Here is a 25195-nt window from a genome sequence, read left to right as displayed (position 1 = left end):
TCGTGCCGCGACGCGGCCCGAGGCGCCGCGGCGGGCCGGCGCCCGCGGTGCGGTCCCGCGCCGCGCCGGTCGTGATGCTCACCGCGACGCGCTGGTCCCGGCGCGCGTGCTGCGCGCCCGCACCCTGCTGCTCGGCCTGTACGGCCTTCTCGGGCTCACCGTCTCGAGCTGGCTCGCGCGCCTGCCCACCGTGAGGGCGTCGCTCGACCTCACGACCGGGCAGCTCGGCACCGTCCTGCTCGTCGGCGCGGTCGGGTCGCTGGTCACGGTGCTCCTGGCCGGCAGCGTCGTCGCCCGGTGGGGGAGTCGGGTCACGATCCTCGCGGCGGCGGTGGTGTTCTCGACCGCGAGCCTGCTCCTGGGGCTCGCGCCGACCGTGGGCAGCGTCCCGGTGCTGGTGCTGGGCGTCGTGCTGATGAGCGCGTCGTTCGCGCTCGGCAACGTGCCGATGAACGTGGAGACGGTCGCGATCGAGCGGGCCATGGGCCGCACGGTCGTGCCGCAGTTCCACGCCGCCTTCTCGCTCGGCAGCGTCGCGGGCTCGGTCCTCGGCGCGCTCGCCTCCTGGGTCGGCGTGCCGGTCCTGGTCCACTTCGGCGTCGTGAGCATCGGCGCCCTCGTCTGGCGCCTCCTCGCCGTCCCCGGCGCGGTCCTGCCGCCGCCTCCCGCACCCGTGGCCGCCGTCCAGCACCACGGTGCGCCGCCGGCGCGCCGTGGTGCCGGCCTGCGGTCGGCGCTGTCCGCGTGGCGCGACCGGCGCACGCTCCTCATCGGCGTCGTGGTCATGTCCGCGGCGCTCTCGGAGGGTTCCGCCAACAACTGGCTCGCGATCGCCGTCGTCGACGGGTTCGCGCAGACCGAGGCCCTCGCGGCCGCGGTGTTCGGGGTCTTCGTGGCGTCGATGACTGCCGCTCGGCTCGCCGGGACCCGCCTCATCGACCGCTTCGGGCGCGTCGCCGTCCTGGCGACCTCCGGGGTCGCGTCGCTCGTGGGGCTGGTCACCTTCGGGCTCGCGCCGAGCCTGCCGACGGCGCTCGTGGGCGTCGTCGCCTGGGGCCTCGGCGCCGGTCTCGTCGTGCCCATCGGCATGGCGGCGGTGTCGGGCGACCCGCTCCGGGCCGCCGGCCGGGTCGCCGTCGTCTCGGCGTTCGCGTCGTTCGCCTCCATCACCGCGCCGCCGCTCATCGGGCTGGCCGCGGAGGCCGTCGGGGCCCGCCGCGCGCTCCTGCTCATCACGGTCGTCATGCTCGCGAGCATCCTGCTGGCCCGGACCGTCCGGGAGGAGCCCGCTGGCGCGCCGGGTGCCGGGACCGGCACCGTGGTCCCCGTGAGCACCGGAGAGCAGGTCGGCGACGCGCGCGAGGCGCACGTGGCGGTCGGCGACACCCGCGCGCCGCAGGACGTCGGCGCGCTCGGGGGGGCCGCCGCTCCGGCCGTGCCCGTCGGGCAGCGCGACCTCGTGGCGGCCGCCCGATGACGGCGCCGGCCGCGGCCACGCCGAGCGCGGCCGTGGTGCGCGCGGCGTCGACCGCCGTGTTCATCACCTTCCTGCTCAACGGCTTCAACTTCGCGAGCTGGGCGGCGCGGCTGCCCGCGGTGCGTGACGAGCTGGGCCTCGAGCCCGAGCAGCTCGGTCTGCTGCTGCTCGTGGGCTCGATCGGCTCCCTCTGCTCGCTGCCGCTGTCCGGGCTCGTGGTGCAGCGCCTGGGTGCGCGACGCACGATCATTGCCTTCGCCACGGTCAACGTGGCGGGCCTGCTCCTCGCGGCGACGGGCGTCGCGCTGGGCTCCCTGTGGCTCGTGGTGCCGTCGCTCGTCCTCTGCGGTGTCGGCACCGGGGTCTGGGACGCGGCGATGAACCTCGAGGGTGCCGCCGTCGAGCAGCGGCTTGGGCGCACGATCATGCCGCGCTTCCACGCGGGCTTCTCCTTCGGCACCATGGCCGGTGCCGGCGTGGGGGCCGTCGCCGCGTGGCTGCACGCACCGGTGGTGGCGCACCTGGGCGTCGTGCTCGTGCTGAGCTGGGTCGGCATCGTCGTCTGCGCCCGCCACCTGCTGCCCGAGGGCACCCACGACGCGCCCACGGACGAGCCGGTGCCCGACGGGGCTCCCGTCGCGCGCCGCAGCCGCCTCGGCGCCTGGGGCGAGCCGCGGACGCTGCTCATCGGACTCGTCGTCCTCGCGGCCGCCCTCACGGAGGGCGCCGCCAACGACTGGATCAGCCTCGCCGTGGTGGACGGGTTCGGCACCAGCCACGCGACCGGCGCGCTCGGGTTCGGCATCTTCGTCACCGCGATGACGGCGATGCGGTTGCTGGGCACGGGGCTGCTCGACCGCTGTGGCCGCCTGCTGGTGCTCCGGCTCTCCGCGGGCCTCTCTCTCGTCGGGCTGCTGATCTTCGGCCTTGTCCCCAGCCTCGCCGTCGCGCTGGTCGGCGTCGTGCTGTGGGGGATGGGCGCGGCCCTGGGCTTCCCCGTCGGCATGAGCGCCGCCTCCGACGACCCGCGCCGCGCCGCCCCGCGCGTCGCCGTGGTCGCGACGATCGGCTACTCGGCGTTCTTCGTCGGACCGCCGCTGCTCGGGCTCCTGGCCCAGCACGTCGGCTACCGGCAGGCCCTCCTCGCGATCGCCGTCCCGGTCGTCATCGGGCTGCTGGCGCTTCCCGCCGCCCGTCCGCTGCCGGCGGGCGCCGGCGCGGCGGGAGCCGGGGCTAGCCTGGATCGGTGACCACCGTCGTGCCCGCTGCCCTCGCGGGGCCCTCGCTCGCCTCCCTGACCACGCTGCGCCTCGGCGGTCCCGTCGGCCGCTACGTCGAGACGTCGTCCGAGGCGGACCTCGTGGCGGTCGTGCGCGAGGCCGATGCCGCCGGCGAGCCGCTCCTCGTGCTCGGCGGCGGCTCCAACCTGGTCGTGGCCGACGCCGGCTTCCCCGGCGTCGTCGTGCGCGACGTCCGCACGGGCGTGGTCGTCGAGAGCGCGGACACGTGCGGCGGTGCCAGCGTCCGCGTCCCGGCGGGGACGCCGTGGGTCGACGTCGTCGACCGCGCCGTCGCGGAGGGCTGGGTCGGCGTGGAGGCGCTCGCGGGCATCCCGGGCTCCGCCGGGGCGACGCCCGTGCAGAACGTGGGCGCCTACGGGCAGGACGTCGGGGGCGCGCTCTCGACCGTGCGCGTGTGGGACCGCGAGCGGGGGCGCGTGCGCACCATGGCGCCCGTGGACCTCGAGCTCGGGTACCGCACGTCGGTGCTCAAGCGCTCGCTGCGCGCCGACGACGGCGGCCCCTCCGCCTTCGCGCCCACGCCGCGCTACGTCGTGCTCGACGTCGGCTTCCAGCTGCGCCTCGGCACCCTGTCGGCGCCTGTGGCCTACCCGGAGCTCGCGCGGCGGCTCGGTATCGAGGTCGGGCAGCGGGCGCCGTCGGCGGACGTCCGCGCCGCCGTCCTCGAGCTGCGTGCCGGCAAGGGCATGGTGCTCGACGCGGCGGACCCCGACACGTGGAGCGCCGGATCGTTCTTCACCAACCCGGTCGTGACCGCTGAGGTCGCGGACGCGCTGCCGGCCGGCGCCCCGCGGTTCGCCGTGCGCTCGTCCCGGCCGGAGGCCACGACGGGCCCGAGCCTCGGCGCGGTCGACGAGACGCTCGTCAAGACGAGCGCCGCGTGGCTGATCGAGCACTCGGGCTTCGGCAAGGGCTTCGGCCTCCCCGGTCCGGTGGGCCTGTCCACCAAGCACCCCCTGGCCCTCACGCACCGCGGCGACGGCACGACGGCGCAGCTCCTCGCCCTCGCGCGCGAGGTGCGCGACGGCGTGCGTGACCGCTTCGGCATCGAGCTCGAGCCCGAGCCGGTGCTCGTCGGCTGCTCGCTCTGACCTTCCGGGTCTCGCTCACCCGAGGGCGAAGAGGTCGGGCGGTACGCCGCCTTCCCGTGTCGCCGAGGCCCTCGCTATCTCACCCGCCTCGTCGCCACGACTGGGACCGGCCGCACCGCTCGGCTCGGCCGCGCGAGCCGGATCGAGGCTCGCCCGAGCATCTCCCGGCACGGCGACGGGTCGCCCGCGCTGGTCACGGAAGGTGTACCGGGGTCGGCGTCCTGGTCCGGGTTGTCGGGTGATGGTCAGGTCGCGTCGGTGGACCTCGTGGTGGTGGAAGACGCACAGGAGCACGCCGTTGGTGAGCGAGGTGGGTCCGTTGTCGCGTTCCCACCAGCGGATGTGGTGGACCTCGCCCCAGCGGGCTTCGGCGCCGCAGTCGGGCCACGAGCATCCGCGGTCCCGGGCGATGACGGCGCGGCGTTGGACGCCGGTGTAGGTGCGTTGGGTGCGTCCGATGTCCAGGGGCATCGTGTCGGCGTCCATGACCACGCGGGTCAGGTCGCAGTCGCACAGGGCGCGGGCGACCTCGCTGATCGGTACCGGGGTCCCGTCCTCCAGGGTGACCGGCGCGAACGACGCGGTGTCGGGGTTCAGGTGCTCCGTCGCGCCGCTCGCAGCCGCGCCGGTCGCGTCCAGCTTGCCCGCGGCGCGCAGTGCGCGCAGGCCTGCCCAGGTCTGGGCGTCCATGAGGAAGGACACGTGGGGTCGCACCGCGGCGCCGCTGCCGGTCTCGGGCAGGGCCAGGATCTTCTCGGCGATGGTGTCCAGGGCGTCGGCGCGGCGTTGCTCGTGGGAGCGGTCGTCGTCCTTGCCGGGTCGCGGCGACACCGCCTCCAGCGCCAACCGCAGCCGGTGCCCGGCCATGCGGTCGACGAGCCCCTTGATGCGGGTGCCCTCGGGGGTGTCGGCCAGGGTCAGGAACCGTGCCGCACGTTGCGCCTGGTGCCCGCGCTCGTGGGCGAGCGGGTCGACCTCGGCGGCGAGCTGCGCCACTGCCCGGGCGAAGGTCCCCGCATCGACCCGCCGCGCGGTCTCCACCAGCTGCGCCTGCCGCTCCGGAGAAGCCAAGGCGTCCTTGACCGCCCCCGACGCGCCGGCGACCACGCGGCCGAGCGCCTCCATGTGGTCCACGGTGACCGCGCCCTCGCGGGCGGCGTCCCCGAACTGAGGCAAGCGGGTGGCGGCGTCGGCCTGGCGGACCTGGGTCAGCACCGCCCGCGCCCCCGACCGCGACGTGCGACCCCGCCACGCCTCGAAGCTCGGATCACCCGACGCCCGCCACGTCCCGCTGTCCCGCTCGGCGAGCAGCACCTCGCCCCGCACCACCGTCAGCGCACCGACCGCTGCGTCCAGCGCCGCCAGCACCTCACGCCGCTCCAGCGCCGACCAGTCACCCGCCGCACCACCGACCGCCTTGACCCGCTCCACGAGCCCGCGCACGTCCGTCACCACGCGCGCCGGCGCGGCGACCCCGAAGGGCTCCACCGCCGCCAGCACCGCCATGCCCGCCTCCGGATCACTCGAACGTCTGTTCGAATGCTACCGGATCCAGACACGACGGACAAGGGCTCATTCCCTGTGACGAGCCCCCTCCGTGGGCCGCGTGTCGTCACGACCGCCGAGCAGCGCGCCACGGACCAGGCCCAGGACGGCGTCGTCGTCGAGCCCCGCCGATCGCGCCTCCTCCACCAGGCGGCGCGCCGCGTCCCGCAGACCTGCGTCGCCCGACGGCGTGACGTCGGTGACGACGGTGCCCACGCGCCGCCGCGTCGTGACGACGCCGGCCGCCTCGAGCTCGCGGTAGGCGCGCGCCACCGTGCCGGACGCGACGCCGAGGTCGGTCGCGAGCGCGCGGATCGTCGGCAGCCGGTCGCCCGCGCGCAGCCTCCGGGCGGAGACGTGCGCCAGCACCTGGAGCCGGATCTGCTCGTACGGCGGCACGCCGGAGGCCAGGTCGACCTCAATGCGCAGGCTCATCGCGCTGCGTCGTGGAGGGCGTCGTCCGCGTCGACCGCGGGCGCGGCGACCGCGTCGCCCTGCCGGAGCGTGAGCGCCATCGCGACCAGGAGCGAGGCCAGGCCCAGGACCACCAGGGCGGTGCCGCCCAGCACGTAGGCGGTGCTGCCGCCGGCCGCCGCACCGGGAGCGTGGTCGTCGCCGACCGCCCGGACGCTCGTGCCCGCGACCACGAGCACGGCGCCGACCGTGCAGCCGAGGACCAGCTGCGTGCCGCGCAGCACCCGGTGTGCGCTGAGGCGGCGCAGGCCGAGGTCCCACGCCTCCGCGGCGTCGGCGACCGCCGGTCGCCGGGTGATGAGCCGCAGCACGCCCTCCTGCGCCCCGAGGACGAGCGCCGCGGCTGCGAGGAGCGAGACCCCGTAGTGCCACCCGGGGAAGGGGGAGTGGCTGACGACCCAGGCCCCGGAGGTGCGCCCGAGCGATCGTCCGTCGGGCTCGGCCGTGAGCCCGCAGGCCAGGAGCACCACGAACAGCACCGCGCCCCATGCCCAGGTGACCCGCCGGGCGCCCGCGGGCGCCACGTCGACCACGCGGCGGGGTCGAAGGGTCGCGCGCCGCACGGTGCCCGTCGGTCGGGGCCACGTGAGCTCGCCGACCGCGTGCACGAGGAGGAAGGCGAGCCCGACCCCTGCGGGTACGAGGGCGACGAGGGACCCGCTGTCGAAGGAGCTCGAGCCGCCCAGGGCCGTCGCGTACGCGCGGACCGCCTCGGGTGGGCCGGGGAGGCCGCCGTAGCCCATGAGGGGCAGGGCCACGAGGGCTGCCACCCAGGCTGCGAGGTGCACCCCGACGGCGTGCCGACGGGCGACGGATGCGGTACGGCTGATCCCGCCCGACCGCCCGCGCCCGCCGCGCAGGGCGACGACCACGATCGCCGCGACGAGCGCGAGGGGGGTGCCGAAGCCCACGACCGCCCAGAGGAGGTCGTAGAGGGGCGGGACGAACAGCTCGACCTGGCCGGTCCGGGACACGGCGCCTCCTCGCAATGAATCAATGGATTGATACATTGCACCAGGGCGTCGAACCGGTCAAGCCTCCGGAACGGCGAGCCACGCGTCGATCCCGGCCAGCAGTCGCGCGCGCGTCGTCTCCCCGGCGCGGGACGCCCGGACCGACCCGCGCGCGAGCTCGGCGAGCGCCGCGTCGTCGAACCCGTGCACGGTGCGGGCGACCTCGTACTGGTCGACGAGCCGCGACCCGAACAGGAGCGGGTCGTCGGCCCCGAGCGCCAGCGTCGCGCCCGCGTCCGTCAGCGTGCGCAGCGGCACCTGGTGGTCCTCGGCGAAGACCCCGAGCGAGACGTTCGAGGCGGGGCAGAGCTCGAGCGCGACGCCGCGGCGCACGACCTCCTCGAGCACGTGCCGGTCCTCGGCCGCGCGGACGCCGTGCCCCAGACGGTCGGGGGCGAGGTGGTCCAGCACCTGCGCGACGTGCCCCGCCCCCAGCAGCTCGCCGCCGTGGGGCACCGACGCGAGGCCGGCGCGGCGCGCGATCGTGAACGCCGGGGCCCAGTCCGGGGTGCTCCCGCGCCGTTCGTCGTTGCTCAGCCCGAAGCCGACCACCTGGCCCGGACCGTCGCCGGCGTAGCGCGCGGCGAGTCGCGCGAGGGTCCGCGCCTCGAGCGGATGGCGCACGCGTGACGAGGCGACGACGACGCCGACCTCCACGCCCGTCCGCGCGCTCGCGGCCCGCGCCTCGTCGAGCACGATCTCGAGCGCGGGCGTGATGCCGCCGGTGAACGGCGCGTACGACGTCGGGTCCACCTGGATCTCGAGGCGCCCCGAGCCCTCGGCCGCGTCGTCCTGCGCGGCCTCGGCGACGATGCGCCGCATGTCCGCCTCGGACCTGACGCACGCGCGGGCGGCGTCGTACAGGCGCTGGAAGCGGAACCAGCCCCGCTCGTCCGCCGGGGGCCTCGTCACCTGCGTCGTGGCCTCGGCGAGCGCGGCGGGGAGACGGACGCCGCGGGCCGCGGCCAGCGCGGTCAGGGTGCTCGGGCGCATGGACCCGGTGAAGTGCAGGTGCAGGTGGGCCTTGGGAAGACTCGCCAGGTCACGCACCTCGACAGTCTGCCAGGCGCCGGGACCCTCGACCTGACGGCCCACCCGGGCCGTCAGGGCTGGCGCAGGATGCCCCGCGCGAGCGCCACGGTCACGGCGTGCGTCCGGTCGTCGACCCCGAGCTTGGCGAAGATCCGCAGCAGGTGGGTCTTGACGGTCGCCTCGGCGATGAACAGCTCGCTGCCGATCTGCGCGTTGGTCCCGCCGCGCGCGACGCCGGCCAGCACCTCGAGCTCGCGCGCGGTGAGCCGCTCGTCCGGGCGGCGGACCTGGGTCACGAGCCGCCGCGCCACCGACGGCGCGAGCACCGTCTGGCCCCGGGCCGCCATGCGGACCCCGTCGACCAGGTCGTCGCGCGGCGCGTCCTTGAGCAGGTACCCGGTCGCGCCCGCCTCGACCGCGCGCAGGATGTCGGTGTCGGTCTCGTAGGTCGTCAGCACCACCACGTGCACGCCCGGCTGGGCGGCGAGGACCTGCGCCGTCGCGCCGGCCCCGTCGAGCACGGGCATCCGCAGGTCCATGAGGACGACGTCGGGCCGCAGCTCGGCCGTGAGGGCCACGGCCTGCGCGCCGTCGCCGGCCTCGCCGACGACGACGAGGTCGGGCTCGCCCGCGAGCAGGCCGACGATGCCGGCCCGCACGACGGGGTGGTCGTCGGCCACGAGCACCCGCACGACGCCCGCCCCGTCGCCCGCGCCCGCGGGGCCGCTCACGACGCCGCCCCGCCGTCGGCCGCGCGCAGGTCCGTGGCCACGCCGTCGCTGTCACCGGCGGGACCGACGGGACCGACCGGCAGGGTCACGCGCAGTCGCGTCCCACCGCCGTCGCGCGGCACGACGGCGACCTCGCCCCCGCCGGACGTCACGCGGTCGCGCATCCCGCGCAGGCCGAAGCCCTCGGCGGCGTCCGGGTCGATGCCCCGGCCGTCGTCGACCACCTCCAGGTGGACGGCGCTGCCGTCCTGCGCGCCGAGCGGGCCCGCGGCGAGGACCAGCTGGACCTGGCGCGCGTCCGCGTGGCGACGGACGTTGGCCAGGGCCTCCTGCGCGGCGCGCAGGAGGATCACCTCGTGGTCGCGCCCCAGCGGCGTGGAGCCCTCCAGGACCACCTCGACGCGCACTCCCGTCTCCTGCGTGAAGCGTCGCGCGAGGCGTCCCAGTGCCTCGGCCAGCGTCGAGCCGTCCAGCCCGACCGGGGCGAACGCCGCGACCAGCGCGCGCGCCTCCGCCAGGTTCTCGCGCGCCGTGCGCTCCACCAGTGCGATGCGCTCCGCGGCCTGGTCCGGCCGCTCGCGCCGCAGGTCGGCCGTCGCCGTCTGGGCCAGCATGACGATGCTCGTGAACCCCTGGGCGAGCGTGTCGTGGATCTCGCGCGCCATGCGCTCGCGCTCGGCCGCGACCCCGGCGGCGTGGTGCGAGCGCCCGAGCTCCGCCTGCGCCGCCTCGAGCCGCTCGATGAGCTCCGCCCGCTCCTCGCTCTGCTCGGCCATCGCGGTGATCCAGAGCCCGAGCAGGACGGCGAACGCCAGCGCGATCGCGCCCTGGGCCACGGCGCTCGCGAGCTCCGCCCCGCCGGGGCCGACGGTCAGGACGAGCGCGCCGAAGACCCCGATCGTCAGGAGGACCGAGAAGACGACGCCGAGGCGGCGCGAGTCCGCGAAGAACCAGATCTGGCTGTAGGCGATGAACAGCAGGATCGTGCCGATCGTGTTGACCAGCACGATCGCCGAGGTCAGGGCGACGAGGACCCCGAGGTAGGTCAGGGCGAGCCGGTGGTCGCCGCCCCGGGCGGCGCGCCGGCCGAGCAGCAGGTAGGCGGCGACCAGGGCCGCCATGAGTGCGAGCGGCCACCCCACGCTCCGGCCCGTTCCGGACCCGGTGACGACGGCGGCGGCGGCGATCGCCATCATCGCGTAGAACGCCGCGTCCCAGCCGCGCAGCGCGCGGCCCCAGAAGGCCGCGCGCTCCGCGGTGCCGGGCGCCCGCTCAGCCGTCGTCACGCCTGCGCCAACGGAACGTGCGCACACCGACGACCAGTCCGAGCAGGAGCCATGCGCACAGGATGGCAGCTGTCGTGCCCAGCTCCCACGACCCCGCCGGTTCGAGCGAGGCCGCGCCGTCGGGCAGGAAGGCCGCGCGCATGCCCTGGGCCATCCACTTGAGCGGGAAGACCGAGGCGAGGCTCTGCATCCACTCGGGCAGCGAGTAGAACGGGAAGAAGACGCCGGAGATGAACTGCAGCACCAGGACGACCGGCGTCACGACCGCGCTCGCCGACTTGCCCGTGCGGGGCAGCGAGGAGAACCCGACGCCGCAGATCGTGCCCGTGGCGGTGCCCAGGACGAGGACCCACGCGAAGGTGGCCCAGTGCGAGGCGTCCGGCACCGGCACGTCGTAGACCACGAACGCGAGCGTGAGCAGCAGCCCGACCTGCACGGCCGTGTTGACCAGGACCTGCCCGACCTTCCCCAGGAAGAAGGAGACCGGGGGCAGTGGCGTGCCACGCAGGCGCTTGAGCGCGCCGGTGTCGCGCTGCACCGCGAGGTCGATCGCGATGGTCTGGAAGCTCGACAGCATGATGCCGGTCGCGAGGATGCCGGGCAGGAAGTACTGCGCGAACTCCACGGAGATCGTGCCGTCCGACTGGACCTGCCCGTCGAAGACGGTCGCGAAGATCGCCATCATGAGGATCGGGTAGGCGAAGATGAAGACCACCGCGTCGCGCTCGCGGAAGAACTCCTTGAGCTCGAGCCCGGTGCGCCCGACGGCGAGCCGCAGGGGAGAGGGCAGGGTTCCGTGCGCGGGTCGGGCGGGCGCGGTGGTGGACGCGGCGGTGCTCATCGCACGGCCTCCTCGAGGTCGGCGGGACGGCTGGGCGTGGGGGCGAGGCGCGAGCCCTCGCCGACCATCTCGAGGTACACGTCCTCGAGGGTGGGACGCAGGATCTCCAGCGCCGGGACCTCGCCCGGTGCGAAGCGGCGCGACAGCTCGGCCACGAGCGCCGTCGGGGTCGCCGTCCGGTGCTCCTGGACGACCCCGTCCTCGCGCCACCGCACGAGCGCCTCGTGCGTGGCCCGCCCTCCGAGCGCGGCGGGCGCGTCCAGCGCCACCACGCGCCCGTCGCGGACGACGGCGACGCGGTCGGCCAGGTGCTCGGCCTCGTCGAGGTAGTGGGTGGTGAGCAGGATCGTGGTGCCCTCGTCCCGCAGGCCGAGCAGCAGGTCCCAGAAGGACCGGCGGGCCTCGGGGTCGAACCCCGTCGTCGGCTCGTCGAGGAAGAGCAGCTCGGGCCGCCCCACGATGCCGAGCGCGACGTCGAGGCGGCGCCGCTGCCCGCCGGACAGCTGGCGCACGCGCGTGCCGGCCTTCGCCGTGAGGCCGACGGCCTCGATCAGCTGCTCCGGGTCGCGGGGACGGGGGTAGAACGTCGCGAAGTGGCGCACGAGCTCGCGGACCGTGAGCTCGGCCCGGTCGTCGCCGCTCTGGAGCACGATGCCCACCCGGCTGCGCCACGCCCGGTCGGCGTGCTGCGGGTCGACGCCCAGGACGGCCACCTCGCCGCGGTCGCGGTCGCGGAAGCCCTCGAGGATCTCGATGGTGGTGGTCTTGCCGGCTCCGTTGGGTCCGAGCACGGCGAAGATCTCGCCGGCGTGGACCTCGAGGTCCAGGCCGTCGACGGCGCGCTTGGCGCCGTAGTGCTTGTGCAGGTCCCGGACCAGGACCGCGGGTGCGTTCGTCATGGCCCCAGCCTCCCGCGCGCACCCGCACGGGCATGAGCCCCGGGAGACGGGACCGGGGGTCCACCGAGCGGTGGACCCCCGGGTCAGCCGGTCAGCACGGACGCGTGACGGACCGCCTCACTCCGCCTCGGCCAGCAGCGCCTGGATCCGTCCGACGCCCTCGGCGAGGTCGTCGTCGCCCAGGGCGTAGGACAGCCGCACGTAGCCGCTCGGACCGAAGGCCTCGCCGGGCACGACGGCGACCTCCGCCTGCTCGAGGATCAGCGTCGCCAGCTCGGCCGACGTCGTCGGCGTGACGCCGCGGATCGTCCGCCCGAGCACGCCGCGCACGCTCGGGTAGGCGTAGAAGGCGCCCTTGGGCGTCGGGCACACGACGCCGTCGATGGCCGAGAGCATCTCGACCATGGTCCTGCGTCGCCGGTCGAACGCCGTGCGCATCGCGTCGACGGCCGACAGGTCGCCCGTCAGCGCCGCGATCGCGGCGCGCTGCGAGACGTTGGCGACGTTCGAGGACAGGTGCGACTGCAGGTTCGTCGCGGCCTTCGTGACGTCGGGCGGGGAGATCATCCAGCCCACGCGCCAGCCGGTCATCGCGTACGTCTTCGCGACGCCGTTGAGCACGATCGTCGTGTCGGCGAGCTCCGGGACCGCGCGCACGATCGGCGTGAAGACGGCGTCGTCGTAGACGAGGTGCTCGTAGATCTCGTCCGTGATGACCCAGATGCCGTGCTCGAGCGCCCACCGCCCGATCTCGGCGGTCTGCTCGGGGGAGTACACGGCGCCCGTGGGGTTGGACGGCGAGCAGAACAGCAGGGCCTTGGTGCGCTCGGTGCGCGCCGCCTCGAGCTGCTCGACGGTGACGAGGTAGTCCTGGTCCTCGCCCGCGAAGACCTCGACGGGGACGCCGCCCGCGAGGCGGATCGCCTCCGGGTAGGTGGTCCAGTAGGGCGCGGGCAGCAGCACCTCGTCGCCGACGTCGACGACAGTTGCGAACGCCTGGAACACGGCCTGCTTGCCGCCGTTGGTGACGAGCACCTGGCCGGGGGAGACCTCGTAGCCGGAGTCCCGCAGCGTCTTGGCGGCGATCGCCTCGCGCAGCTCGGGCAGGCCCGCGGCCGGCGTGTACCGGTGGTTGGCCGGGACGCGGGCCGCGGCGACGGCGGCCTCGACGATGTAGTCCGGTGTCGGGAAGTCCGGCTCACCGGCGCCGAAGCCGATGACCGGCCGGCCGGCCGCCTTGAGGGCCTTGGCCTTGGCGTCGACGGCGAGCGTCGCGGACTCCGCGATCGCGCCGACCCGCGTCGCGATGCGACGCGCGGTGCTCGGGCTGGAACTGGACGGGGCGGCAGGCGTCTGGCTCACCAGCCCATTCTGGCAGAGGCCTTCGCGGGGGGTGCGGGCGTCCGACGACCGGGCGGGTTCGACCCATCCCCGCGGACCACGTACACTCGACCGCTGGTGGTTGACGTCCGCCAGGCTGTCCCGCGCCCCGGGACGTCCCGGGCGTCGTCGGCCAGCTGAAGGGCAGTGGCGCAATTGGTAGCGCACCGGTCTCCAAAACCGGCGGTTGTGGGTTCGAGTCCCGCCTGCCCTGCGTGATCCGGCGGCCGTGACGGCAGCCCTCCGGGCCTCCCGGGGGACCAGACGTAGGGAACTGACTGTGAGCGAATCCGCACGCGCGGCCGCGTCCGGTGCCGAGGGCACCGGCGGCGGCACCTCGCGTCCGCCGCGCGGACGCGACCAGGAGCGCCGCGGCCTGTTCGCACGCATCGCGCTCTTCGTCCGTCAGGTCGTCGCGGAGCTGAAGAAGGTCGTCCGGCCCACCCGTGCCGAGCTGCTGCGCTACACCGCCGTCGTCCTGGTCTTCGTCGCGGTCGTCATGGCGTTCGTGACGCTGGTCGACCTGGGCGTGGGCACGCTGGTCGGCTGGGTGTTCGGCGGCTGAGGCCGCCGACGGCGACGAGGGCCGCGCAGCAGGACCGAGGCAGGCGTACGGACCAGGCAGCAGCAGGACAGTCAGCACGTTCGCAGACAGGCAGCAGAAAGCAGGTTCACCCCGTGTCGCAGGAGTCGCTGGAGCCCACCGAGCAGGACGAGACCGTCGTGGTCGACGCGCCCGACGGTGACGAGCTCGCCCTGTCCGCGGACGAGCCGGTCGAGGCCGACGAGACCGTCGACGCCGACGAGACCGAGTCGCAGGACGGGGCTGACGAGCCCGTCGAGACCGACGAGCCCGCCGCCGAGGAGGCGTCCGACGCCGACGACGACGAGGACGTCGACCCCGTCGCCGCGTTCAAGGCCGAGCTGCGGCGCCAGCCCGGCGACTGGTACGTCATCCACTCCTACGCGGGCTACGAGAACCGCGTGAAGGCCAACCTGGAGAACCGCACCCAGAGCCTGAACATGGAGGACTACATCCACCAGGTGGAGGTCCCCATGGAGGAGGTCGTGGAGATCAAGAACGCGCAGCGCAAGACCGTGCGCCGCGTCCGGATCCCCGGCTACGTGCTCGTGCGGATGGACCTCACGGACGAGTCGTGGGGCGCCGTGCGCCACACGCCCGGTGTCACCGGCTTCGTCGGCCACACGCACCAGCCGGTCCCGCTGACCCTCGACGAGGTCTACTCGATGCTCGCGCCGTCCCTGGCGCCCGCCACCGAGAAGGCCCGCACCGCCACGGCGGCGCCGACCATCGCGGTGGACTTCACGGTCGGCGAGTCCGTCACCGTCACCGACGGCCCCTTCGACACGCTCCCGGCGACGATCTCCGAGATCAACGCCGAGCAGCAGAAGCTCAAGGTGCTCGTCTCCATCTTCGGCCGGGAGACCCCGGTCGAGCTGTCGTTCGGCCAGGTCGCCAAGATCTGACGTCCGCCAGCACTGCAACCGGGTCATCGCCCACGGCGTCGGCCCACGAAGAACGGAAGGCATCATGCCCCCCAAGAAGAAGGTCTCCGGCCTCATCAAGCTCCAGATCAACGCTGGTGCTGCGACGCCGGCGCCGCCGATCGGCCCCGCGCTGGGTCAGCACGGCGTCAACATCATGGAGTTCTGCAAGGCCTACAACGCGGCGACCGAGTCGCAGCGCGGCAACGTCATCCCGGTCGAGATCACGGTGTACGAGGACCGCTCGTTCACCTTCATCACGAAGACGCCGCCGGCCGCTGAGCTGATCAAGAAGGCCGCGGGCGTCGCCAAGGGCTCGCCCACGCCGCACACGGTCAAGGTCGCGACGCTCACGCAGGCGCAGGTCCGCGAGATCGCCCAGACCAAGCTCGAGGACCTCAACGCCAACGACATCGAGGCCGCGTCCAAGATCGTCGCCGGCACCGCCCGTTCCATGGGCATCAAGGTCGAGGGCTGACGCCTCCCGACCACGCACGACGCGACGGCCGCACGGCCGCCGCACCACCCTCAGTGGCAGGGCCCTTGGCGGCCCGTCGACCACGACTGCGCAAGGAGCAGACCATGGCCAAGCACAGCAAGGCGTACCGCGCCGCCGCCGCGACAATCGACCGCGAGCGGCTCTACGCGCCGCTCGAGGCGATCCGTCTCGCGCAGCAGACGTCGCCCACCAAGTACGACGCGACGGTCGAGGTGGCGTTCCGCCTCGGCGTCGACCCGCGCAAGGCGGACCAGATGGTCCGTGGCACGGTGAACCTGCCGCACGGCACCGGCAAGACGGCCCGCGTGATCGTCTTCGCCACGGGTGAGCGTGCCGAGCAGGCCCGCGCGGCGGGTGCCGACGAGGTCGGCGGCGACGAGCTCATCGAGAAGGTCGCGGCCGGGTACACCGACTTCGACTCCGCCGTCGCCACGCCCGACCTCATGGGCAAGGTCGGTCGACTCGGCAAGGTCCTGGGCCCCCGCGGCCTGATGCCGAACCCGAAGACCGGCACCGTGACGATGGACGTGGCCAAGGCCGTGTCCGAGATCAAGGGCGGCAAGATCGAGTTCCGCGTGGACAAGCACGCGAACCTGCACTTCATCATCGGCAAGGCGTCGTTCTCCGACGTCGCGCTGGTCGAGAACTACGCCGCGGCGCTCGACGAGGTCCTCCGGCTCAAGCCGGCGTCCTCGAAGGGCCGCTACATCACCAAGGCGTTCGTCACCACGACGATGGGCCCGAGCATCCCGCTCGACCAGAACAAGACGCGCAACCTCACGGTGGAGGACACCGACGAGGCGTGATCCTCGCGTGACGCAGGGCCCGGCAGCGTGCTGCCGGGCCCTGCGTCGTCCCCGGGGGAGGCCGCGGTGGCGCGATTTGGCCTGGGCGCCGGGCTGACGTAGGCTGACCGAGCCCAAGACCGCAGGTCGTCGGCTGCCCGTGCGCGCGAGAGCGAGCGTGGGTGGTGGACCGAAGTCCCGCCACGAGCGGGGGCCGGCGCAGGTGAGTGACTCAGATCGGACGGCCCTGACGGGTCTGTGCCGGTGGTCGCGTGGAGACACGCGGGCCCCGCGTCGTGTCCGCCCCGAGCCCCGCGCCTGCGCGGGGCTCTTCTCGTTCCCGGGGCCAGGACCAGGACGACTGCGGTACGACCACCGGAAGGATTGCCATGGCGAGGCCGGACAAGGCAGCCGCGGTAGCCGAGCTCTCGGACCAGTTCCGTGACTCGAGCGCCGTCGTGCTGACCGAGTACCGCGGGCTCACCGTCGCGCAGCTCAAGCAGCTGCGTCGCGCGCTCAGCGGCAACGCAACCTACGCCGTGGTGAAGAACACGCTGTCCGCCATCGCGGCCAAGCAGGCTGGCGTCGAGATCGCCGACGACCAGCTCGCGGGCCCCTCGGCCGTCGCCTTCGTGACCGGTGACCCGGTCGAGGCGGCCAAGGGCCTGCGTGACTTCGCCAAGGCCAACCCGCAGCTCGTCATCAAGGGCGGTGTCCTCGACGGACGCGCCCTGACCGCTGCGGACATCACCAAGCTCGCGGACCTCGAGTCCCGCGAGGTCCTGCTCGCCAAGGCAGCCGGCGCCTTCAAGGCCAAGCTGTACCAGGCGGCATACATGTTCACGGCGCCCACGGCCCAGGCCGTGCGCACCATCGATGCCCTGCGCGAGAAGCGGGCGACCGAGGAGCAGGCGGCCTGACCTCCGGGTCCTGACGTCAGCTGCTCGACACACCACCCCACCTGCTCACCGGCCCTGCCGGCGCAGGGCAATCAGGAAGGACACGCCACCATGGCGAAGCTCACCACCGACGAGCTCCTCGACGCGTTCAAGGAGCTCACGCTCATCGAGCTCTCCGAGTTCGTGAAGGCCTTCGAGGAGACCTTCGAGGTCACCGCTGCCGCTCCCGTCGCCGTGGCCGGTCCGGCCGCCGGCGCGGCCGCCGCCGCCGAGGAGGTCGAGGAGCAGACGGAGTTCGACGTCGTGCTCGAGGCCGCCGGCGACAAGAAGATCCAGGTCATCAAGGAGGTGCGCGCGCTCACGAGCCTCGGCCTCAAGGAGGCCAAGGACCTCGTGGACGGTGCCCCCAAGGCCGTCCTGGAGGGCGTCAACAAGGAGGCCGCCGACAAGGCGAAGGCCGCCCTCGAGGGTGCCGGCGCGACGGTCACCGTCAAGTGACCTCAGCCTGACCCGTACGACGACGAGGCCCGCACCCTTCGGGGTGCGGGCCTCGTCGCATGCGGAGCGCAGCCGAGGATGTCAGCACGGGCGCGAGCCCCGGGTCAAGTCGTCCGATGACCTCGGTGGACATTGTCAGGAGCGTCAAGTACGCTAGCGCTTTGCGCTGGCTTGTGCCTGCACCCCTCAACCCGTCCCGCGTCAGTCGTCGTGCCCGAGCTCTGCCCGGGGACCGATCGCTCGTCGTCGGCCTGGCCGCGAGGGTAGGCCATGACCTGCGCGCGTGCACTCGATCCGCAGGGAAGGACCCCTCTTGGCTGCCTCGCGCACCCCTTCTGCTCCAAACGCCGACGCTATCGCGAACCGCACTGCATCTCGCCGCATCTCCTTCGCCAAGATCCACGAGCCCCTCGAGGTCCCCGACCTGCTGGGCCTGCAGACCGAGAACTTCGACTGGCTGCTCGGCAACGCCGCATGGCAGGAGCGTGTCGCCGCCGCCGTCGAGGCCGGGCGGCAGGACGTGCCGGAGACGTCGGGCCTGGAGGAGATCTTCGAGGAGATCTCCCCGATCGAGGACTTCGGCGGCAGCATGTCGCTGTCCTTCCGGGACCACCGCTTCGAGCCGCCGAAGTACACGGCCGAGGAGTGCAAGGAGAAGGACTTCACCTACGCGGCGCCGCTGTTCGTCACCGCGGAGTTCGTGAACTACACGACCGGTGAGATCAAGAGCCAGACGGTCTTCATGGGCGAGTTCCCGCTGATGACCGAGCGCGGCACCTTCATCATCAACGGCACCGAGCGCGTCGTCGTCTCGCAGCTCGTCCGTTCGCCGGGCGTGTACTTCGAGCGCACCGCGGACAAGACGTCCGACAAGGACATCTTCACGGCGAAGATCATCCCGTCGCGCGGCGCCTGGCTCGAGTTCGAGATCGACAAGCGCGACGCCGTCGGCGTGCGCGTCGACCGCAAGCGCAAGCAGTCGGTCACGGTCCTGCTCAAGGCCCTCGGCCTGACCGAGTCGCAGATCCGCGAGGAGTTCGCGCAGTTCCCGGCCGTCCTCGAGACGCTCGAGAAGGACCACGTGAACACCGAGGAGGAGGCCCTCCTCGACATCTACCGCAAGATCCGCCCGGGCGAGCCGCCGACGATCGAGGCCGGCCGCGCGCTGCTCGAGAACTTCTACTTCAACCCGAAGCGCTACGACCTCGCCAAGGTCGGCCGCTACAAGGTCAACAAGAAGCTCGGCATCGACGCGCCCCTGACGGACTCGGTCCTGTCGGTCTCCGACATCGTCGCGACCGTCAAGTACATGGCCGCCCTCCACGCCGAGATCACCACCCTGCCGGGCACGCGTGCCGGCGAGGCGATCGACCTCCCCGTCGAGACGGACGACATCGACCACTTCGGCAACCGTCGCATCCGTGCGGTGGGCGAGCTCATCCAGAACCAGGTCCGCACCGGCCTGTCCCGGATGGAGCGCGTCGTGCGCGAGCGCATGACGACGCAGGACGTCGAGGCGATCACGCCGCAGACCCTGATCAACATCCGCCCCGTGGTGGCGTCGATCAAGGAGTTCTTCGGCACGTCGCAGCTGTCGCAGTTCATGGACCAGAACAACCCGCTGGCCGGACTGACGCACAAGCGTCGCCTGTCCGCGCTCGGCCCGGGCGGTCTGTCCCGTGACCGCGCCGGCATGGAGGTCCGTGACGTCCACCCGTCCCACTACGGGCGCATGTGCCCGATCGAGACCCCTGAGGGCCCGAACATCGGCCTGATCGGCTCGCTCGCGACCTACGGCCGGATCAACGCCTTCGGGTTCGTCGAGACGCCGTACCGCAAGGTCACCAACGGTCGCGTCACGGACGAGGTGCACTACCTCACCGCGGACGACGAGGACCGCTACGTCATCGCCCAGGCGAACGCCGCGCTCAAGGAGAACGGCCAGTTCGCCGAGGAGATGGTGCTCGTGCGCACCAAGGGCGGCGAGGCCATCGACGTCCCGGGCACCGACGTGGACTACATGGACGTCTCGCCGCGCCAGATGGTGTCGGTCGCGACCGCGATGATCCCGTTCCTCGAGCACGACGACGCGAACCGCGCGCTCATGGGCGCCAACATGCAGCGGCAGGCCGTGCCGCTGGTGCGGTCCGAGGCGCCGCTCGTCGGCACGGGCATGGAGCGGCGCGCCGCGGTCGACGCGGGCGACGTCATCGTCGCCACGAAGCCCGGTGTCGTCACCGAGGTCTCGGCGGACCTCGTGACCGTGAGCAACGACGACGCGACCACGTCGACGTACCGCATCGCGAAGTTCCGTCGCTCCAACCAGGGCACGTCCTACAACCAGCGCGTGCTGGCGAACGAGGGCGACCGCGTCGAGGTCGGCTCCGTGCTGGCCGACGGACCGGCCACGGACGAGGGCGAGCTCGCGCTCGGCCGCAACCTCCTGGTCGCGTTCATGTCGTGGGAGGGCCACAACTACGAGGACGCGATCATCCTGTCGCAGCGCCTCGTGCAGGACGACGTCCTGTCCTCGATCCACATCGAGGAGCACGAGGTCGACGCGCGCGACACGAAGCTCGGCCCGGAGGAGATCACGCGGGACATCCCGAACGTCTCCGAGGAGGTCCTCGCGGACCTCGACGAGCGCGGGATCATCCGCATCGGTGCCGAGGTCGCGGCCGGCGACATCCTGGTCGGCAAGGTCACGCCCAAGGGCGAGACCGAGCTCACCCCGGAGGAGCGCCTGCTGCGCGCCATCTTCGGCGAGAAGGCCCGCGAGGTGCGCGACACGTCCCTCAAGGTGCCCCACGGCGAGTCCGGCACGGTCATCGAGGTCCGCACGTTCAACCGTGAGGACGGCGACGAGCTGCCCGCCGGCGTGAACGAGCTGGTCCGCGTCTACATCGCCGCGCGCCGCAAGATCACGGACGGCGACAAGCTCGCCGGCCGCCACGGCAACAAGGGCGTCATCTCCAAGATCCTGCCGGTCGAGGACATGCCGTTCCTCGCCGACGGGACGCCGGTCGACGTCGTCCTCAACCCGCTCGGCGTGCCCGGCCGCATGAACGTCGGTCAGGTGCTCGAGACCCACCTCGGGTGGATCGCCAAGCAGGGCTGGGACATCTCGGCCGCGGACGCCTCGGCCGAGTGGGTCAAGGACGTGCCGCCGGCCGCCGTGCGCAACGAGCCGGGCAACCCGGTCGCGACGCCCGTGTTCGACGGTGTGCCGGAGAACGTGCTGACGGGCCTGCTCGACGTCACCACGCCGAACCGCGACGGCGACCGCATGGTCGACTCGACGGGCAAGGCGCGGCTGTTCGACGGCCGCTCCGGCGAGCCGTTCCCGGACCCGGTCTCGGTCGGCTACATGTACATCCTCAAGCTGCACCACCTGGTCGACGACAAGATCCACGCGCGCTCGACCGGCCCGTACTCGATGATCACCCAGCAGCCGCTCGGTGGTAAGGCGCAGTTCGGCGGTCAGCGGTTCGGCGAGATGGAGGTGTGGGCCCTGGAGGCGTACGGCGCCGCCTACACGCTGCAGGAGCTCCTGACCATCAAGTCGGACGACGTCCCCGGACGCGTCAAGGTGTACGAGGCCATCGTCAAGGGCGAGAACATCCCCGACTCGGGCATCCCGGAGTCGTTCAAGGTCCTCCTCAAGGAGATGCAGTCGCTCTGCCTGAACGTGGAGGTGCTGTCCTCGGACGGCGTCTCCATCGACATGAAGGAGAACGACGACGAGGTCTACCGGGCCGCGGAGGAGCTGGGCATCGACCTGTCCCGCCGCCCCAACGCCTCGAGCATCGAAGAGATCTGACCTCGCGGGCCCGCCGGGACGCACACGCGTCCCGGCGGGTCACGCCACCGGCTCTCACCGGCCGACACAGTCACGGTGAACACAGACAGACGAAGGAAGTAGGACACCTTGCTCGACGTCAACGTCTTCGACGAGCTGCGCATCGGCCTGGCGACCGCGGAGGACATCCGCACCTGGTCCCACGGCGAGGTCAAGAAGCCCGAGACCATCAACTACCGGACCCTCAAGCCCGAGAAGGACGGTCTCTTCTGCGAGAAGATCTTCGGTCCCACGCGGGACTGGGAGTGCTACTGCGGCAAGTACAAGCGCGTGCGCTTCAAGGGCATCATCTGCGAGCGCTGCGGCGTCGAGGTCACGCGGTCCAAGGTGCGTCGTGAGCGCATGGGGCACATCGAGCTGGCCGCCCCGGTCACGCACATCTGGTTCTTCAAGGGCGTGCCGTCGCGCCTCGGGTACCTGCTCGACCTCGCCCCGAAGGACCTCGAGAAGGTCATCTACTTCGCGGCCTACATGATCACCGAGGTCGACGACGAGGGCCGGCAGGAGGACCTCCCCAACCTCCAGAACGAGATCGACCTGGAGAAGAAGGAGATCACCACCCGCCGCGACGTCGACATCGACAAGCGTGCACGCAAGCTCGAGGCCGACCTGGCCGAGCTCGAGGCCGAGGGCGCCAAGGCCGACGCGCGCCGCAAGGTCCGTGACTCCGCCGAGCGCGAGATGGCGCAGATCCGCAAGCGTGCCGACGCGGAGCTCGACCGCCTCGAGGCCGTGTGGGACCGCTTCAAGAACCTCAAGGTCGCGGACCTCGAGGGCGACGAGCTGCTCTACCGCCAGCTGACGGACCGGTACGGCAACTACTTCAAGGGTGCGATGGGCGCTGCGGCGATCCAGAAGCGCCTGCAGGACTTCGACCTCGAGGCCGAGGCCATGTCGCTGCGCGACACCATCAAGAACGGCAAGGGCCAGCGCAAGACGCGCGCGCTCAAGCGGCTCAAGGTGGTCAACGCGTTCCTGACGACCAGCAACACGCCCCAGGGCATGGTGCTGGACGCCGTCCCGGTCATCCCGCCGGACCTGCGCCCGATGGTGCAGCTCGACGGTGGCCGGTTCGCGACGTCGGACCTCAACGACCTGTACCGGCGCGTGATCAACCGGAACAACCGCCTCAAGCGGCTGCTCGACCTCGGCGCGCCCGAGATCATCGTCAACAACGAGAAGCGGATGCTCCAGGAGGCCGTCGACGCGCTGTTCGACAACGGCCGCCGCGGACGCCCCGTCACGGGCCCGGGCAACCGGCCGCTCAAGTCCATCTCGGACATGCTCAAGGGCAAGCAGGGGCGCTTCCGCCAGAACCTGCTCGGCAAGCGCGTCGACTACTCGGGCCGTTCGGTCATCGTCGTCGGCCCGCAGCTCAAGCTGCACCAGTGCGGCCTGCCGAAGCAGATGGCGCTCGAGCTCTTCAAGCCGTTCGTCATGAAGCGGCTCGTCGACCTCAACCACGCGCAGAACATCAAGTCCGCGAAGCGCATGGTCGAGCGCGCCCGGCCCCAGGTCTGGGACGTGCTCGAGGAGGTCATCACCGAGCACCCGGTGCTGCTGAACCGTGCACCCACGCTGCACCGCCTGGGCATCCAGGCGTTCGAGCCCCAGCTCGTCGAGGGCAAGGCGATCCACCTGCACCCGCTCGTCTGCGGCGCGTTCAACGCCGACTTCGACGGTGACCAGATGGCCGTCCACCTGCCCCTGAGCACCGAGGCGCAGGCCGAGGCCCGCATCCTCATGCTCTCGAGCAACAACATCCTCAAGCCGTCGGACGGCCGTCCGGTGACCATGCCCTCGCAGGACATGATCATCGGCCTGTTCCACCTGACGTCGGACAAGGACGACGCGCCCGGCGCCGGCCGGCAGTTCAGCTCCGTGGCCGAGGCGATCATGGCCTTCGACCAGGGCAGCCTGGACCTCAACGCGGTCGTGACGATCCGGATGAACGACCTGGTCCCCGGCGAGGGCGACTTCGGCCTGCCCGAGGGCTGGGCCCCCGGTGACACGGCGCTCGTCCCGACGACCCTCGGGCGCGCGCTGTTCAACGAGCTGCTCCCGGTCGACTACCCGTACATCAACGGCGTCGTCGACAAGAAGCGCCTGTCCGCCATCGTCAACGACCTGGCCGAGCGGTACCCCAAGGTCGAGGTCGCGGCGAGCCTGGACGCGCTCAAGGAGGCCGGCTTCCACTGGGCCACCCGGTCCGGCGTCACGATCGCCATCTCCGACGTCGCGACGCCGGGGGAGAAGGCGGCGATCCTCGCCGAGCACGAGGCGCGGGCCACCAAGATCCAGGGCCAGTACGAGCGTGGTCTGATCACGGACGACGAGCGCCGCCAGGAGCTCATCGAGATCTGGACGCAGGCGACCGACGAGGTCGCCAAGGCGATGCAGAAGAACTTCCCCGCCCGCAACACGGTCAACCGCATGGTCGGCTCGGGTGCGCGTGGTAACTGGATGCAGGTCCGCCAGATCGCCGGTATGCGCGGCCTCGTGGCGAACCCCAAGGGCGAGATCATCCCGCGCCCGATCAAGTCCAACTACCGCGAGGGCCTGTCGGTCCTGGAGTACTTCATCGCGACGCACGGCGCCCGCAAGGGTCTGGCGGACACCGCGCTGCGAACCGCCGACTCGGGCTACCTCACGCGTCGTCTGGTGGACGTGTCCCAGGACGTCATCGTCCGCGAGGAGGACTGCGGCACCGAGCGGGGCCTGACCCTGCCCGTGGCCGAGGCCATGCCCGACGGCACGCTGCGCCGCCACGACAAGGTCGAGACGAGCATCTACGCGCGGAGCGTGGCGACGGACGTCGTCGCGCCCAACGGGACCGTCATCGCCCGTGCTGGTGACGACGCCGGTGACCTGGTCATCGACGCGGCCCTCGCGGCCGGCGTCACGGAGGTCAAGGTTCGCTCGGTCCTGACCTGCGAGTCGCGCGTCGGCACGTGCGCCAAGTGCTACGGCCGGTCGCTCGCGACCGGCAAGCTCGTGGACATCGGTGAGGCGGTCGGCATCATCGCCGCGCAGTCCATCGGTGAGCCCGGCACGCAGCTCACCATGCGTACCTTCCACACCGGTGGTGTGGCGTCCGCCGAGGACATCACGCAGGGTCTGCCGCGTGTCCAGGAGCTCTTCGAGGCCCGCACCCCCAAGGGTGAGGCGCAGATCGCGGAGTTCTCGGGCCGGGTCACGATCGACGAGTCGGACCGGGTGCGGCGCATCGTCCTCACGCCCGACGACGGCTCCGAGGAGATCGCCTACCCGATCACGAAGCGCTCGCGCCTGCTCGTGCAGGACGGCGACCACGTCGAGGTCGGCGCGCAGCTCGCCCAGGGTGCGGTGGACCCGAAGAAGGTCCTGCGCATCCTCGGCCCGCGTGCCACGCAGAAGCACCTCGTCGACGAGGTCCAGGAGGTCTACCGCTCGCAGGGCGTGGACATCCACGACAAGCACATCGAGGTCATCGTCCGGCAGATGCTGCGTCGCGTGACGGTGCTCGACTCCGGCGACACCGGCCTGCTCCCGGGCGAGCTGGCCGAGCGTGGCCGCTTCGAGGACGCCAACCGCCGCGCGGTCGCCGAGGGCAACCAGCCCGCGTCGGGCCGCCCGGAGCTCATGGGCATCACGAAGGCGTCGCTCGCGACGGACTCGTGGCTGTCGGCGGCGTCCTTCCAGGAGACGACGCGCGTGCTCACCGAGGCGTCGATGAGCGGTCGGTCCGACCCGCTCCTCGGCCTCAAGGAGAACGTCATCATCGGAAAGCTCATCCCGGCGGGTACCGGTCTTCCCCGGTACCGGAACGTCGCGGTCGAGCCGACCGAGGAGGCCAAGGCCGAGCTCTACCCGAGCTTCGGCTACGACGAGATCGACTTCCCGCCGCTCGGCATGGGCTCCGGAGAGGCGATCCCGCTCGAGGACATCGACTTCGGCGACCTGCGCTGACGTGACGTCCGGACGTGAGGGGCCCATCGCGAGGTGGGTCCCTCACGTCCCCCGCGGGCGTCGGGGCGACCGAGGTCACTTTGACGCTCTCGCAGAGCAGCAGGTAACGTAAGTCCCTGTGCCCGCGCCGT

At 72.5% G+C, this 25195-nt stretch carries 20 protein-coding genes and 1 tRNA gene; 12 read left to right on the top strand and 9 right to left on the bottom strand.

What is annotated here, in order from left to right; genetic code table 11:
• Positions 1-106: 106 nt before the first annotated feature.
• Genes H2O74_RS13585 through H2O74_RS13575 form a run of 3 tightly spaced genes read left to right on the top strand, consistent with a single transcriptional unit; the run spans position 107 to position 3869 of the window.
• Complete coding sequence (locus H2O74_RS13585; RefSeq protein ID WP_255491639.1) at positions 107-1477, top strand: MFS transporter; 1371 nt, start codon at positions 107-109, stop codon at positions 1475-1477.
• On the top strand, positions 1474-2727 hold the full coding sequence (locus H2O74_RS13580) for an MFS transporter (RefSeq protein ID WP_182112062.1): 1254 nt from the start codon (positions 1474-1476) through the stop codon (positions 2725-2727). Before H2O74_RS13585 ends, H2O74_RS13580 begins: the two co-directional genes overlap by 4 nt.
• Positions 2724-3869, top strand: a complete 1146-nt coding sequence (locus H2O74_RS13575; protein WP_255491638.1) for a UDP-N-acetylmuramate dehydrogenase — start codon at positions 2724-2726, stop codon at positions 3867-3869. Before H2O74_RS13580 ends, H2O74_RS13575 begins: the two co-directional genes overlap by 4 nt.
• Before the next feature lie 15 nt (positions 3870-3884).
• On the opposite strand, the gene H2O74_RS13570 is transcribed toward H2O74_RS13575, so the two are convergent.
• From H2O74_RS13570 to H2O74_RS13530, 9 genes are all read right to left on the bottom strand, one after another.
• On the bottom strand, positions 3885-5375 hold the full coding sequence (locus H2O74_RS13570; protein ID WP_182112061.1) for an HNH endonuclease signature motif containing protein: 1491 nt from the start codon (positions 5373-5375) through the stop codon (positions 3885-3887).
• A gap of 66 nt (positions 5376-5441) precedes the next feature.
• The gene (locus tag H2O74_RS13565; RefSeq protein ID WP_182112060.1) at positions 5442-5849 is read right to left on the bottom strand and encodes a GntR family transcriptional regulator; all 408 of its coding nucleotides are present in this window, start codon (positions 5847-5849) and stop codon (positions 5442-5444) included.
• On the bottom strand, positions 5846-6862 hold the full coding sequence (locus H2O74_RS13560) for a hypothetical protein (RefSeq protein WP_182112059.1): 1017 nt from the start codon (positions 6860-6862) through the stop codon (positions 5846-5848). Before H2O74_RS13560 ends, H2O74_RS13565 begins: the two co-directional genes overlap by 4 nt.
• Before the next feature lie 57 nt (positions 6863-6919).
• Complete coding sequence (locus H2O74_RS13555) at positions 6920-7951, bottom strand: adenosine deaminase (RefSeq protein WP_182112058.1); 1032 nt, start codon at positions 7949-7951, stop codon at positions 6920-6922.
• Positions 7952-8004: 53 nt separating this feature from the next.
• Entirely contained in the window at positions 8005-8664 is a 660-nt protein-coding gene (locus H2O74_RS13550; RefSeq protein ID WP_220457967.1) for a response regulator transcription factor, read from the bottom strand.
• Positions 8661-9950, bottom strand: a complete 1290-nt coding sequence (locus H2O74_RS13545) for a sensor histidine kinase (RefSeq protein WP_182112057.1) — start codon at positions 9948-9950, stop codon at positions 8661-8663. Before H2O74_RS13545 ends, H2O74_RS13550 begins: the two co-directional genes overlap by 4 nt.
• The gene (locus tag H2O74_RS13540) at positions 9937-10791 is read right to left on the bottom strand and encodes an ABC transporter permease (protein ID WP_182112056.1); all 855 of its coding nucleotides are present in this window, start codon (positions 10789-10791) and stop codon (positions 9937-9939) included. The genes H2O74_RS13545 and H2O74_RS13540 overlap by 14 nt, the downstream gene beginning before the upstream one ends.
• Positions 10788-11690 (bottom strand): ABC transporter ATP-binding protein, encoded by a 903-nt coding sequence (locus tag H2O74_RS13535; RefSeq protein ID WP_182112055.1) that lies wholly within the window; start codon positions 11688-11690, stop codon positions 10788-10790. Before H2O74_RS13535 ends, H2O74_RS13540 begins: the two co-directional genes overlap by 4 nt.
• Positions 11691-11807: 117 nt before the next feature.
• Positions 11808-13052, bottom strand: a complete 1245-nt coding sequence (locus H2O74_RS13530; RefSeq protein ID WP_182112054.1) for a pyridoxal phosphate-dependent aminotransferase — start codon at positions 13050-13052, stop codon at positions 11808-11810.
• A 159-nt stretch (positions 13053-13211) separates the two neighbouring features.
• On the opposite strand from H2O74_RS13530, the gene H2O74_RS13525 reads away from it, so the two are divergent.
• From H2O74_RS13525 to H2O74_RS13485, 9 genes are all read left to right on the top strand, one after another.
• Positions 13212-13284, top strand: a tRNA-Trp gene (locus tag H2O74_RS13525).
• A gap of 66 nt (positions 13285-13350) precedes the next feature.
• The gene (secE, locus tag H2O74_RS13520) at positions 13351-13635 is read left to right on the top strand and encodes a preprotein translocase subunit SecE (RefSeq protein WP_182112053.1); all 285 of its coding nucleotides are present in this window, start codon (positions 13351-13353) and stop codon (positions 13633-13635) included.
• A gap of 113 nt (positions 13636-13748) precedes the next feature.
• Positions 13749-14558, top strand: coding sequence for a transcription termination/antitermination protein NusG (gene nusG / locus H2O74_RS13515; protein WP_182112052.1), 810 nt, complete (start codon positions 13749-13751; stop codon positions 14556-14558).
• A gap of 64 nt (positions 14559-14622) precedes the next feature.
• Complete coding sequence (gene rplK, locus H2O74_RS13510) at positions 14623-15054, top strand: 50S ribosomal protein L11 (protein WP_182112051.1); 432 nt, start codon at positions 14623-14625, stop codon at positions 15052-15054.
• 104 nt (positions 15055-15158) lie between these two features.
• Positions 15159-15881, top strand: a complete 723-nt coding sequence (gene rplA / locus H2O74_RS13505; RefSeq protein ID WP_182112050.1) for a 50S ribosomal protein L1 — start codon at positions 15159-15161, stop codon at positions 15879-15881.
• A 368-nt stretch (positions 15882-16249) separates the two neighbouring features.
• Positions 16250-16780 carry a 50S ribosomal protein L10 gene (gene rplJ / locus H2O74_RS13500; RefSeq protein ID WP_182112049.1) on the top strand — a complete coding sequence of 177 codons (531 nt, stop codon included), beginning with the start codon at positions 16250-16252 and terminating at the stop codon, positions 16778-16780.
• Positions 16781-16870: 90 nt separating this feature from the next.
• Complete coding sequence (gene rplL, locus H2O74_RS13495) at positions 16871-17257, top strand: 50S ribosomal protein L7/L12 (RefSeq protein ID WP_182112048.1); 387 nt, start codon at positions 16871-16873, stop codon at positions 17255-17257.
• Positions 17258-17570: 313 nt separating this feature from the next.
• Positions 17571-21077 carry a DNA-directed RNA polymerase subunit beta gene (rpoB, locus tag H2O74_RS13490; protein WP_182112047.1) on the top strand — a complete coding sequence of 1169 codons (3507 nt, stop codon included), beginning with the start codon at positions 17571-17573 and terminating at the stop codon, positions 21075-21077.
• A gap of 108 nt (positions 21078-21185) precedes the next feature.
• A complete protein-coding gene (locus H2O74_RS13485; protein WP_182112046.1) occupies positions 21186-25064 on the top strand; it encodes a DNA-directed RNA polymerase subunit beta' in 3879 nt (1292 codons plus the stop codon).
• The last annotated feature ends 131 nt before the right edge of the window (positions 25065-25195 follow it).

The organism is Actinotalea sp. JY-7876, assembly GCF_014042015.1.
GTDB lineage: Bacteria > Actinomycetota > Actinomycetes > Actinomycetales > Cellulomonadaceae > Actinotalea.
The sequence above is the reverse complement of the archived record's forward strand: the minus strand, read 5'-3'. Positions and strand labels throughout refer to the sequence as shown.

Excerpts from the sequence above, each read along its gene's own strand:
- H2O74_RS13580 (WP_182112062.1), top strand. The coding sequence starts at position 1,474 with ATGACGGCGCCGGCCGCGGCCACGCCGAGCGCGGCCGTGGTGCGCGCG.
- H2O74_RS13570 (WP_182112061.1), bottom strand. The coding sequence starts at position 5,375 with ATGGCGGTGCTGGCGGCGGTGGAGCCCTTCGGGGTCGCCGCGCCGGCG.
- H2O74_RS13565 (WP_182112060.1), bottom strand. The coding sequence starts at position 5,849 with ATGAGCCTGCGCATTGAGGTCGACCTGGCCTCCGGCGTGCCGCCGTAC.
- H2O74_RS13540 (WP_182112056.1), bottom strand. The coding sequence starts at position 10,791 with ATGAGCACCGCCGCGTCCACCACCGCGCCCGCCCGACCCGCGCACGGA.
- H2O74_RS13535 (WP_182112055.1), bottom strand. The coding sequence starts at position 11,690 with ATGACGAACGCACCCGCGGTCCTGGTCCGGGACCTGCACAAGCACTAC.
- rplK (WP_182112051.1), top strand. The coding sequence starts at position 14,623 with ATGCCCCCCAAGAAGAAGGTCTCCGGCCTCATCAAGCTCCAGATCAAC.
- rplA (WP_182112050.1), top strand. The coding sequence starts at position 15,159 with ATGGCCAAGCACAGCAAGGCGTACCGCGCCGCCGCCGCGACAATCGAC.
- rplJ (WP_182112049.1), top strand. The coding sequence starts at position 16,250 with ATGGCGAGGCCGGACAAGGCAGCCGCGGTAGCCGAGCTCTCGGACCAG.
- rplL (WP_182112048.1), top strand. The coding sequence starts at position 16,871 with ATGGCGAAGCTCACCACCGACGAGCTCCTCGACGCGTTCAAGGAGCTC.